The organism is Pseudomonas sp. H3_A02 (assembly GCF_054671965.1).
Genome location: NZ_CP162807.1, coordinates 3338568 through 3350271 on the forward strand (window position 1 = coordinate 3338568; position 11704 = coordinate 3350271).

General features: G+C 63.0%; 8 protein-coding genes. 2 read left to right on the forward strand and 6 right to left on the reverse strand.

Going from position 1 to position 11704, the window contains the following annotated elements; translation table 11 throughout:
• Nucleotides 1–12: 12 nt before the first annotated feature.
• A complete protein-coding gene (locus tag AB4N80_RS14775) occupies nt 13–975 on the forward strand; it encodes an alpha/beta hydrolase (protein WP_122569499.1) in 963 nt (320 codons plus the stop codon).
• A gap of 224 nt (nt 976–1199) precedes the next feature.
• Here the strand turns inward: AB4N80_RS14775 and AB4N80_RS14780 are convergent, their stop codons facing one another.
• The 5 genes from AB4N80_RS14780 to pvdM all read right to left on the reverse strand — a co-directional run bounded on the left by AB4N80_RS14780 (nt 1200) and on the right by pvdM (nt 9212).
• Nucleotides 1200–3635: a TonB-dependent siderophore receptor gene (locus AB4N80_RS14780; RefSeq protein WP_460082705.1), complete on the reverse strand. Its 2436-nt coding sequence runs from the start codon at nt 3633–3635 to the stop codon at nt 1200–1202.
• Between the two features lie 104 nt (nt 3636–3739).
• Complete coding sequence (locus AB4N80_RS14785; RefSeq protein WP_460082708.1) at nt 3740–5389, reverse strand: cyclic peptide export ABC transporter; 1650 nt, start codon at nt 5387–5389, stop codon at nt 3740–3742.
• A 275-nt stretch (nt 5390–5664) separates the two neighbouring features.
• On the reverse strand, nt 5665–6540 hold the full coding sequence (pvdO, locus tag AB4N80_RS14790; protein WP_122569502.1) for a dihydropyoverdine dehydrogenase: 876 nt from the start codon (nt 6538–6540) through the stop codon (nt 5665–5667).
• 24 nt (nt 6541–6564) lie between these two features.
• A complete protein-coding gene (pvdN, locus tag AB4N80_RS14795; protein WP_354338574.1) occupies nt 6565–7845 on the reverse strand; it encodes a pyoverdine-tailoring periplasmic protein PvdN in 1281 nt (426 codons plus the stop codon).
• Nucleotides 7842–9212 (reverse strand): pyoverdine-tailoring dipeptidase-like protein PvdM, encoded by a 1371-nt coding sequence (gene pvdM / locus AB4N80_RS14800; protein WP_460082713.1) that lies wholly within the window; start codon nt 9210–9212, stop codon nt 7842–7844. Before pvdM ends, pvdN begins: the two co-directional genes overlap by 4 nt.
• A 336-nt stretch (nt 9213–9548) precedes the next feature.
• Between pvdM and pvdP the strand changes: the two genes are divergently transcribed.
• Nucleotides 9549–11165: a pyoverdine maturation tyrosinase PvdP gene (pvdP, locus tag AB4N80_RS14805; RefSeq protein ID WP_460082716.1), complete on the forward strand. Its 1617-nt coding sequence runs from the start codon at nt 9549–9551 to the stop codon at nt 11163–11165.
• Between the two features lie 207 nt (nt 11166–11372).
• Here the strand turns inward: pvdP and AB4N80_RS14810 are convergent, their stop codons facing one another.
• Nucleotides 11373–11699, reverse strand: a complete 327-nt coding sequence (locus AB4N80_RS14810; protein WP_305481898.1) for a DUF6124 family protein — start codon at nt 11697–11699, stop codon at nt 11373–11375.
• Nucleotides 11700–11704: the final 5 nt, after the last annotated feature.

The window sequence follows — 11704 nt, forward strand, 5'->3', positions numbered from 1 at the left end:
GGAACCCCTGCGATGTCCCTGCATCCGGAACTCAACGCCTTTCTCGACCTGGCCGAAGAAAGCCAGGCCGACGGTCCCGGGCCGTTTCACCTGTCGACGCCGGCCCAGGCCCGTGAGGCGTTCGAGCGCACCACCGGGCAATTGCGCTGGAACGCTCCGGCGGATGTGCAGTGCGCCGCTCACGCATTCACCGCCCGTGACGGCGCGCCGCTGACGCTGCGTCTGTACCGTCCGGCGACGGCTGCGGCACAGGCACTGCCAGTGCTGGTGTACTTTCACGGCGGCGGCTATGTGGTCGGCAGCCTGGACTCCCACGATGGTGTCTGCCGCGAATTCTGCGCCCGGACACCGTGCGCGGTGTTGTCGGTGGGCTATCGCCTGGCCCCGGAGCACACCTTCCCGACCCCGCTGAACGACGGCGCCGACGCCCTCGACTGGCTGGCCCGGCAGGCCCGTGCCGAAGGCCTGGACCTCAGCCGCGTGGCGTTCGGCGGCGACAGCGTCGGCGCGACACTGGCGACGGTGCTTGCGCTGCAAGCGGCCCTGGAACCCGCTTCCCTGGCGATCCAGCCATGCTTTCAATTGCTCTGCTACCCGGTGACTGATGCGTCCACCAGCAGCCCATCCACCGAGCTGTTCGGCGAAGGTTATCTGCTGGAGAGCGAAACCCTCGAGTGGTTCTACCGGCACTACGCCAATGAGCCCACCGATCGCCTGGACTGGCGTTTCTCACCGTTGCTGGCACCCGGTTACCCAGGCCTTGCACCGGCCCTGATCGCCCTGGCCGGCCATGACCCGCTGCTCGACGAAGGCCGCGCCTACGCCCAGCGTTTGCGAGAGCAGGGGGTGAGCGTGGAGCTGATCGAATACACCGGCCTGATCCACGACTACCTGCGCTTGCAGAGCGTGGTGCCGGAGATTGACGAAGTGTACGCGCAATTGAGCCAAGCCTTGCGGACTGCACTCACTGCCTGAAACACCACAAATCCCTTGATGGGAGTGGTCTCAGGATTTGCATATGCCACAGATCCGCTGTGGGAGCGAGCTTGCTCGCGATAGCGGCAGGTCAGCCAGCACTTAAGTGCCTGATACACCGCCATCGCGAGCAAGCTCGCTCCCACAGTGGTTATGTGATGGTTCCAGGATTTGCAGGCACAAAAAAACCGGGCCTGGCCCGGTTTTTTTGTGTGTGGTGTTGCTTAGAAGTCGTAGGTCACGTCCAGCGAGGCCACGCGTTCCTGGCCGTAGTAGCAGCCGAACGAGTAGTTGCAGTTGGACACGTACTCGCGGTCGAAGACGTTCTGCACGTTCAGGCTGGTGGTGACGCCACGCAGGCTTGAGGTGGCCTTGCCCATGTCGTAGCTGATGGTGGTGTCGAACACCGTGTAGGCCGGGACGTCGAACGAGTTGGCCGCGTCGCCCGGCTTGCGGCCGGTGTGGCGGGCGCCTGCGCCGAAGGTCAGGCCGTTGAGGACGGCCTGGGTGAAGTGGTAGTCGACCCACAGCGTGGCGGAGAACGGCGCCTGTTGCTCGCTGCGGTTGTCCTCGTTGCCGTAGTTGTCCTTGGTGTAGAACGAGTCGAGGTAGGTGGCGGCGGCCATGACTTCGATGTTGTCGATGGAGGATTTGACTTCCAGTTCAACACCCCGTGAACGCACCTGGCCCGACTGGATCGAGTTCTGGGGATCAGCAGGGTCGCCGGTGACCAGGTTCTTCTGTTTGATCTGGAACACCGAGGCGGTAATCATCGTTTTGTCGAACGGCTGATACTTCACACCCACTTCGTATTGCTCGCCTTCGGTCGGTTTGAAGGCGTTGCCGCTAGCGTCCGTGCCCGTGGTCGGCAGGAAGGATTCCGAATAGCTGATGTAGGGCGCCAGGCCGAAATCGGTGACATAGGTCAGGCCGATCCGGCCGGTGAACTTGTTGTCACGCAGTGAGGAAACAGTGCGTGCCAGCAGATCCTTGTTATCCACTTCGGCCCAGTCCTGGCGGCCACCTACGGTCAGGATCCACTTGTCCAGCTTGATCTGGTCTTGCAGGTAGACGCCAGTCTGGCGAACGGTGTTGTCCCACTGGGTGTCCAGCGTCGGGGTCACGCCGCTGGTGTCGTAGTTGTTGTTATTGCCGTACAGGTCGATTGGCGCCCCTGTGATGTTGTAACCCTTGTATTTTCGGTTGAAATGGCGATAGTCCACGCCCGCCAGGGTGGTGTGCTCGAGGGCGCCGGTGTTGAATTTGTATTCCAGGTTGTTATCGACGGTGTAGGCGGTGTTGTGCTGTTGCCAGTCGAGTTTGTTGCGAGTGGCCTGGGTCTGATCATTCCCAACGAAACCACGCAGATAGAAGCCCCGATACTGGTCACGCACATCGGTGTAACGGGCCGTGGAGCGGAACGTCAGGTCATCGGTGAGGTTGTGGCTGAAGTCGTAGCCAAGGATGAACTGGTCACGCTTGTAGTCGTTCCACCGCGTGTCGCCGGAGAAAAAGTCCCGGTCGATCCGCTGGCCGTTGGGGCCGCGCTTCAGGGAGCCGATCATCGGCAGCGCCTGATAGTCTTCCAGGCCGTCATCGCGCTGGATCTGCGCCAGCACCGTCAGCGAGGTGTCTTCGTTGGGCGCCCAGGTCAGGCTTGGCGCCAGCAGCATGCGTTCGCTGTGGGTGTGATCGACCTGTTGGTTGCCTTTTTTCCCCACGCCGATGACGCGGTAGCTGAATTCCTTCTGGTCGTCGATCGGGCCGCTGGTGTCGAACGCGCCGTTGATCCGGTCATAGCTGCCCGCGCCCAGTTTGATCTGGCTGCGCTGTTCAGTGGTCGGGCGCTTGGAGACCATGTTGATCAGGCCGCCGGGCTGGTTCTGCCCATAAAGCACCGACGACGGGCCCTTGAGCACTTCGATGCGCTCCAGGGTATACGTATCGATTTGCGGCGCGCCGCCCAGGCTGCCGGCATAAGGCAGGTAGGCGCCATCGAGGTACAGCTGTGTGGGGGCGAACCCGCGGCTGGTGATTTCGTCGGCGATGGCGTTGCGGTCGGTGAAGCCGCTGGTGTCCAGGCCCGGCGTGTAGCGCAAGGCCTGGGTCAGGTTGCGCGCGCCCTGGGTGGCGATCTGGTCGGCGGTGACCACGTTGATGGTCTGCGGGATCTCCAGGATCGGCGTGTCGGTCTTGGTGCCGGTGGCGCTGCGAGTGGCGACGTAGCCGTCCACCGGGCCGTAGGCCGATTCCGCGGATCTACCAGTGATGGTCGTGGCGCCCAGTTCCAGGGAATCGCCCGCCGTCCTGGCGCGCACGCTGGCCGTGTTGCCTTGGATAGTGAACATGACGCCGGTCCCCACCAGCATCTGCGACAGCGCTTGCGCCGGCGACAATCGGCCGCTCACCGGCTGACTGCGCAGGCCCTGGACATCATCGGCGCTGTAGAGCACTTGCATGTTCGATTGATTGCTCAACGCCTGCAGGGCACTCGCCAGCGACTGCGCTGGAATGTTGAGGTCGACTTCCTGTGCCTGGACCTGTGCGCTGAATGGCATGGCCAGCGCCAGGCTGAACGCAGTGGCGCTGAAGCCTGGTTGCAACAGGCGGCGCATGATCAGTGCCTTGGTAAAACGTGGAATCCCCGGAGTTGCTGGCATGTGTTTCACTCTTGCAGGTTTTAGTTTTAATAGGGGTGTAGTTGTTATCAATTCTTAATTAGGACGCACGACCCCGGAAAAACCAGAATGAGAATCGTGATTATTTACGCAGATTGCAGTTCGGTGATGACGCGGCCGGCTTCCATGCGCACCAATTGGTCGGCCACGTCGAAGTAACGGTCGTCGTGGGAAATCACGATGATGGTCTTGCCCAGGCGCTTGAGGTCCGGCAGCAGCTCGGTATAGAAAATCCGCCGGAAGGTCGGGTCCTGGTCGGCGGCCCATTCGTCGAAGACCAGCACCGGGCGTTCTTCCAGCCACGCATTGACCAGCGCCAGGCGCTTGCGCTGGCCGGTGGACAGGTCGGTGGTGGTGAAGGCGCCGTCGCGCACACTGACCTTGTGAGCGATCTCCAGGCGTTGCAGGTATTGGTTGGCATCGTCCGGGATATGGGTGTCGCCCTGGACGATGTCATCGAACAGGTAGTAGTCGGCGAAAATCGTCGTGAACAACTGGCGATAGTCGTCGCGGGTCACGGCCGTCACCACGTGGTCGTTGAGGCGGATTTCCCCTTGTTGCGGCGCATACAGGCCCAACAGCAGCTTGATCAGCGTGGTTTTACCGCAACCGTTTTCACCCACGATAAACACGATGTCGCCCTGGTCGATCCTCAGGTTCACCGGCCCCAGGCGGAACGGCGCGGCGCCTTCCACCGCCGGGAAGCTGTAGGCCACATTGCTCAGTTCCAGCGTCTGCACTGGCGTTTTCGGCTGGCCCTGGTCGTTGATCAACAGGTGCGGTTCAGGGGAGGAAAACTGCTCCGACAGCTCGGCGATGCGGCGGAAGGCGATCTGCGCGCGGCTGACGATCGGCAGGGTGCCGATCAGGTGCTCCAGCGGACCTTTCATGTACAGCAACACCAGCACGAAACCGCTCATCACCGCTTTGTCGGCGCTCGGCCACAGCGATTGCAGGGCCAGGGCCAGGCCGATCACCACGAAGAACAGCATCGAGCCGAAGGTCTTGGCGATCACGAAGATGTTCACCGAACGGATCTGCGTGTCGCAGATCTTGTCGGCGGTGTGCTCGATGCCCGAGACGAACATGCGTTGTCGACGAGGACGATGGATGCGCAGTTCCTTGGCGCCTTCGGCGATGGCGTTGTAGTGCTTCTGCAATTCGTCCTCGGAGTCGCGAGCCTCCATGAAGCCCTTGATCCCACGACCGCGGGCGATGTACTGCACCACGGTGCCGATGACAATCGCCACGACCATCATCAGAAACATCGGCCACGACAGCACTGCCAGGTAACCCATGCACCCGAGGGTGACGGTCAGGGAAATGGCCAGGGGGGCGAAGGCGAAGGCGAAATCGCTGATGGTGTCGACGTCGTGGGTCAGCACCGGGATCAGGCGATGGCTGCGGTAGCGTTCGATCTGCTGGATGGGTGCCGACAGGACTTTTTCCCCCAGCTCCTTGCGCAGCTTGGCGATGATCTTCTGGCCGACGTAGTTGGTGCCGATGTCGGAACAGATGGAACTGACCAGGGCCAGCAGGCACAACCCGGCGAACACGCCCACCACGGTGTGGCTCAGCCCACCGTCGGCGTGCAGCACCTGGTTGATGGTCGCCAGCAGCACGGTCACGCTCAGGCCACCGACCATGCCCAGCAGGATGGCGCCGATGACAATCAGCCGGAAGGGTTTGAGCAGGGTGAACAATTCATTGATCACCCCGCGTTTTGGTTGGCTCATGGAGGTTTCCCTGCTAGATGAAAAGGGCGAAGGCCATCGCGGGGCATTCACCACATGGCTGGAGGACGGCGGCACGCCGGGTTGGGGCGCGCCCACCTGTAGAACGATTGGGAGGGGAGGGGATTTAACGAGGAGCCGCCTGACACACATTATTGTGGCGAGGGAGCTTGCTCCCGCTCGGTTGCGCAGCGACCGCAAAATCTTGGGGCCGCTGCGCAGCCCAGCGGGAGCAAGCTCCCTCGCCACAAAAGCCTGTCTGTGTCCGGCAGGTTGATTTACATATCCCGTGCCACCCGAAAACCGATCCAGTCGCCGCGATCACCCGGCACCAGCGCATTGCGGTTGCCGGAGCGGGAGAACACCGGTGCTTCACCCCAGTCGTTGCCGCGAATGCGCTTGAACTCGCACTTGCCGGTCAGCCAGGCGCTGCCGTCGCTCGGCGCACCCACGTAGTTTTCGTTGTAGCAATCGGCGGTCCATTCGTAGACGTTGCCGTGCATGTCGTACACACCAAAGGCGTTGGGCGCGAAGCTGCCGGCCGGGGCGGTGAAGTTGTAGCCGTCGGCCGCGCCGTAGGTGTTGGCGTGCTGGGCGATGCTGTATTCCTTGCCTTCATCGAACGGGAAGGGGAACGGCCCGGTGCTGCCGCCGCGTGCCGCGTACTCGCGCAGGGATTCGCTGACCAGCCGGTAGTGCTTGCCGGTCTTTTTCGACAACCACGCCACGTAGGCATTGGCCTCGGCGAAATCCATGCACACCGCCGGGTGCCGGTCGGTGTATTGCTTGCGTGGGTCGCTGCCCTGGTAGTCCGGAATGCCAGCCTTGCACGCCCGACCGGGTCGTTCATCGCCGTCGGGCATGGTGTAGCCGGTGTCGCGCAGGTAGGCGGACCATTCGCCCTTGAGCACCTGGAAGCGACTGATTGCCAGCGGCTTGGCAAACGTCACCGGGTGCAGCGGACCTTCGTCGGGCTCGCGGCCCACTTCGTCGTCCGGGGTGCCCATCTGGAAGGTGCCGGTGGGCAGCACAACCATTTCCGGGCAGTCCTTGCAGTCGCGAAAGACCTGGCCCGGTTGCGAGGCCTGGGCGCCGGAGGGCAGCAGGGCGGCGAGGGCCAGTGCCGGGAGTAGCGTCAAGGAAAAACTGTTCATCCATTTCTCTCGATAAAGTCAGGTTCAGAGTGTCTTGGCCAGCAAGCCCATGAAGCGATCGATCTCGGCTTCGGTATTGAGCAACCCCGGCGCGGTGCGGATTACCGGCCCCGCATCACGATGCACGGCGTCGGCGATCACACGGTTCTTCATCAGGTAACCGGCGATCTCATCGCTGTCGCGACCCTTGACCCGGAAGAAGCTGAAACCGGCCGACAGCTCCGGGCTCAGGGGCGTGACCAGCTCGATCTGCGGCTGTGCCACCAGCTGTTTTTTCAGGTAGCTGTTGAGGGCGTGGATGCGCGCCTGCACTTCGGCCTTGCCCAGTTGCAGGTGCAACTTGAACGCTTCATCCGCCGCCCAGCGATGTTCAAAGGCGTGGTAGCCGCCGGGCGTCATGGTGGTGGAAAACGCCGTGGCTTCGGAGAAGGTCGGAATGATCGGTGTGACGTACTTGACCTCTTCGCTACGGCTGCACACCAGGCCGGTGCCTCGCGGGCCGAACATCCATTTGTGAGTGCCGGCGATGAAGAAGTCGCAGTTCATCGCCGGGAAGTTCAGGTCCTCGACGCCGAACCCGTGCACGCCGTCCACCACGTAGATGATCCGTTGCTCATCGCTGCGGCCCAGGTTGTGCTTGTCCACCAGGGCACCGATTTTGTCGATGGGCAGCTTCACGCCGCTGCCCGAATGCACCCAGGTCATGCCCAGCACCCGTGTCTCCGGGCGGATGTTGCGCTCGATGGCCGTGAGGATTTCCTCGTGGCTGGCGTTGTGGGCGTTCTCGAACAGCTTGATTTTGCGTACCCGGGTGCCGTCCCGTTGGGTGCGCAGGTCGAGAATGGTGTGGGTGGCGTAATGTTCGTGGGTGGTGGTGAGGATTTCCTGATCGGCTGCCACATGGACGCCGCCGTAGATGATCGACAGGCCTTCGGTGGTGCTGCCGGTGAGGGCAATCTGCTTCGGGGTCGCTTGCAGGTAGCGACCGGCCCAGGTGCGGACGTTTTCCTCGCGTTCTTCGGTGACGCCCAGGTCCCAGTCCATCAACAGCCCGGGGTTTTTATCCAGGGCGGCGCGGTGCCGCTCGATGGCCTCGCGCACCGGGCGCGGGTGGGTGGTGACCAGGAAATTGGAGAAGTGCAGGTAGTCGGGGTCTTGGTCGAACAGTGAGCGCAGCTGTGCCCATTTATCCTTGGGCAGCGGTGGCAGGGGATCGGCGCTGGCCGTGTTGGGCAGGCTGGCAGCCAGGGGCAGGCCGGCAGCGAGGATTGCGGCCTGCTTCAGGAAGGTGCGACGCTCATTCATGGCTGGGCCGCCTTCTGGGTCGAGGCGATGGCGGGGCGGGCGGCTTTCTGGACCTGATCCCAGACCCGCAGGAAATTGCCGCCCCACAGTTTGGCGATGTCGGCTTCGGAGTAGCCGCGGGTCAGCAGTTCGGCGGTGACGTTGCGGATGTCGCCGACGTTCTCCCAGCCTTCCACACCGCCGCCTTCGTTGAAGTCCGAGCTGATGCCGACGTGGTCGATGCCGATCTTGCGTACGGTGTAGTCGATGGCGTCCCCCAGGTCCTTGAGGCTGGCCTTGGGTTCCTCTTCGAGGATGCCGTAGAGCTGGCCGGCGTATTCGCCGAACTTCTGTTCCGGCCAGGCAGCGATGATCGGGTCGCCGGGCATCAGTGCCATCGCCAGGTTGGGCAGCGGCGGCAGGTCGAAGCGTTCGCGCAGGGCGTTGAGTTTATCCTGGGTCTTTTGCGTCAGCGGGCGCAGGTATTGGGAGAAACCGACGATCTGCACCACGCCGCCACTGGCCTTGATCAGTTGCATTTCCTTGTCGCTGAGGTTGCGCGGGATGTCGACCATCGCCCGTGGCGCCGAATGGGAGGCCACCAGCGGCGTGCGGCTCAGTTGCGCGACTTGCTCCAGGGCCTGGGTCGACATCTGCGACACGTCGATGATCACGCCCAGGTCGTTCAGGCGTGTCACCGCCTGCTTGCCAATCTCCGAGAGGCCGCCGAGGGCGTCGGGCGAGTCGTTGAAGAACGGCAGCGGTCGTGAGGAGTCGGCCCAGTCGTTATTGCCGATGTAGCTGAAGCCGAACATGCGCATGCCGCGCGCCGTCCACAGGTCCAGCAGGTTCAGGTCGTGGCCCAGGGGGTAGGCGTTGAGCATGCTGATGAAAATCGCGAACTTGCCTTCGCCGTGCAGGCGGCGGAAATCATCCGGGGTGTAGGCGATGGCGACCTGGTTGGGAAAGTCCCGGACCAGGCCGGTGATGATCTTGTAGCGCACTTCCTGCTGGTTGCGCGCCTCCTCGACGAAACCGGCGGTGGGCTTGTGCGGGGCGTTGGGGCCGTTCCAGATCTCGGGCCAGCCGAACACCGTCAGTGCCGCGCCGGACAGCTGCCCGCGGTTGGCTTTCACCAGGTCGAACTGGCCGCTGCCGTCCTTGTCGGCTTCATTGCCGGCGGTGCCGAAATCCAGCGGCACGGTGATGTGGCTGTCGAAGGACAGCAGGCGTTCGTGCAGTTCCCTTGCCTCTTTCATCACGTTGACCGGGTAGCCGGGATTGTCCCGCCACCAGTGGTCCCAGGCCGCGACGCCTGCACCGACGGCCAACGCCAGGGCCAGGGGCAGGCCGATGAAAAGAGCCTTTTTCGAACGAGGTGTTGTCATTGCCGATCTCAGTCAGGTTCGCCTTGGAAGGACAGGCGCAGGGGCCTTTGCTATCTGGGGAGAACGAGTGGTCGGGCGGGAAATTTAGGTGCCCTTGGGGCCGCCATCGCGAGCAAGCTTTGCTCCCACAGGTGGGCGTGTTGCAAATTCCCTGTGGGAGCAAAGCTTGCTCGCGAGGCGACCTTACAGTTGCCCGGTTTCTTGCGAATGCACTCAAACCCATTGTGGGAGCGAGCTTGCTCGCGATGAGGCCTTCACAGCCCCTATAAATTTGTCAGCCCCCTCATCGTTCTAGCTTGGATAAAGCCCGCTCCAGGGCCGAACACAGGTAAGGCAATGACGATTTCTCGACGATGGTTCATGGCAGGCCTGGCGCTGACCGGTGCCGCCGTGCCTGCGGTGTATTACGGGCATCGCGAACTGACCCGGCCGGACCCGACCATCACCCCCGGCGAGGCCTCGTTCGACGTGGCCGACGTGGCGGGTCAGCGCCGGGCCGATACGTTGCGGGGCATCTGGACGATCCGTTTCACCGGCCGCGACGCCGGTCTCGAAGGCTTGCCCCAGGACGATCTACAGATCTTCCTCGATATCGGCCAAAGGGGCCGTGGCCTGGTGGGGTACTTCGACAGCGCCGAACGCTTGCGCGGTGCCGATGAGTCGCGTTACCGGGTGTTGGGCGACTTGGCCGGCACCGACCCGAAGCAACTGAGCTGGCGGTTGGTGAGTACTCGACAGGACGCGCCGGACTATGAATTCATCATGACCCTGGACGAAGTCTGGGCCGGCTTCGGCAATGCCGGCAGCGCCACCCTCAGCGGCCGGGCGTTGCGCCTGGACCGTCCCTTGGCGTTGCCTGAACAGGACAATCAGTTCGTCGCCGTCAAGCAGCGCTTCCCCGAGGCCCGCGAGCGCACGCCGCTGAGCCCGGCGCTGCTGGCCTGGCTGGTGTCGCCCGAGCACCGGTTGTTCCACCAGCTCTGGCACGCCTCGCGGGACAAATGGCACACCCTGGACGAAGACAAGCGCAATGCCCTGCGCGGCATCGGCTGGCAGCCCGGCCCAAGGGATCAGGAGCGCGACGCCCGCGGCCCGCACAAGGATCGCAACGGCTCGGGGGTGGACTTCTTTTTCATGCACCGGCACATGCTCGGCACCGCCCGTTCGTTCCAGCCGCTGCCGTCGTGGCCGCGCTTTCCTTTGCCGCAACCGGAGCTGGAGCGTGATCGCCAGGGGTTCGCCCGCTATTTCGACAACCACGACGGCACGGCCTTGCCGCCTACCTGGCTGGCCGATGGCGATGAGCAATACGCCCAGTGGGTCAGCGACATCAAGACCGCCGAGACCTACCACAGCAATTTCCAGGTCTGGGAATCGCGCTATCGCGACCCGCGCTACCTGTCGAAACTGACCCTGGGCCAGTTCGGTTCAGAAGTGGAACTGGGCCTGCATGACTGGCTGCACATGCGCTGGGCCTCGGTGCCGCGCGACCCGTCCAACGGCCATCCAGTGCCGTTCGCCCGCGACCCGGACGACTTCGCCGCGCGCTGGTATGCCCCGGAAAACGACTTCCTCGGCGATCCGTTTTCCTCCCACGTGAGCCCAGTGTTCTGGGCGTTCCACGGCTGGATCGACGACCGCCTCGAAGACTGGTTTCGCGCCCACGAGCGTTTCCACCCGGGGGAAGTGAGCCGGCTAAAGGTCAGCGGTGTGCCCTGGTTCGCCCCGGGCCGCTGGGTGGAAATCGCCGACCCTTGGCTGGGCCCGGACACCCACGGTTGCAGCACCACGCCGGGGCTGCAGCTCGGACGCTCGGTGGAAATGGACCCGGAAACCATGAAACTTGCCCTGCGCATTACGTTCGGCAGCGATGACAAAAAGCTCTCCGAACTGTTTCGCCGTGTGCCGCAACGACCGTGGTATGCGCGCAATCTCAAGTCCAAACCGGTTTAACTCCCTCTGCACGCTGTCCACAGAACTTAAGGCAAACACTGTTGTGGCGAGGGGATTTATCCCCGTTGGGCTGCGCAGCAGCCCCAATCATCAACACCTCGGTGTGTCAGATATTTTTGAGGGAGCTGGTTTGGGGCTGCTGCGCAGCCCAACGGGGATAAATCCCCTCGCCACAAATGTCGCTTGGTTTGAGGTTAGTGTGAGGTGTTAACGCGGCGCGGCAATGTCCAAGGCACGGTTTGCCAGCAGCTCACTCAGCTCGACCATCTGCTGGATCCCCAAGGCGAAACTCCGCCGTGCGCCTTCCAGATCAAAGGCCAGTTCGTTGGCCATGACATTGACCGAGGCAAGGGTTTCGCTGAGGTTGGCCAGCAGGCATTCCAAGTCCGCACTCTCTGCAACGGTGAACAGCTGGCCCGGCGGTGGAGTGGGTTTTTCAGGTTTGGGGTCGAGGTAGTAGGAGAGGGCGCGGTCGGCGGCTTCGTCGAGTTTTTTGGAATCGCCTTCGGGAGGATTGGGGGTGATCTTGAACATGGTGC